The organism is Candidatus Symbiopectobacterium sp. NZEC135 (assembly GCF_025962695.1).
Genome location: NZ_JAGFPF010001378.1, coordinates 1 through 571 on the forward strand (window position 1 = coordinate 1; position 571 = coordinate 571).

General features: G+C 35.2%; 1 protein-coding gene. It reads right to left on the reverse strand.

The features are described 5' to 3' along the window. Positions 1 to 253, reverse strand: a 253-nt coding sequence (locus J5224_RS34355) for a hypothetical protein (protein ID WP_264629307.1), incomplete at its 3' end; no start/stop codon positions are given. Between the last annotated feature and the right edge of the window lie 318 nt (positions 254 to 571).

Here is a 571-nt window from a genome sequence, read left to right on the forward strand (position 1 = left end):
CCTGTGCTGCGGAGGCGGGGAAAAAATACCATATCTGCTGGGGGAGGGGTACTTGATGATGAGCTAAAAGGGAGATGAGAAATGAAGCAGCGCGCCGAAGCGCGCGTGAAAATGCAAAAGGATCCCTGGTGTAAGTGAAGGGGATAGCTCCCATAAATATTTTTAGTTTGGTTTTCCCTTCGAATACACAGATTCTACATAAAATATCTGTGTAACGAAGATACACATATTTTTGATAAGCTATGACCAGCATGTTAAAACATTTTATTGAGTTTTAAATCGTATATTACCATATTCACTAAGGGGGAGTGCTACTGCTCTGACAGAGTAAACATTACTATAATAATTCACTTGTTATCACTTTTGTCAATGAAGAGCGGAATTTTGTTGATTTATTTCAATGGTCATATGTATTAAGTGTAAGGCTATTAGGTGGTTGTGTTCTCAAAATATGATTTTAAAGCATTTTTATACACTCATCTAATGTTGATTTATTGTAGTAATGTATTTTGTTATGTTTTTTGATATACAGGGTTTTGAGTGTGCTTTTGCATTATGAATTTTTGTTTCT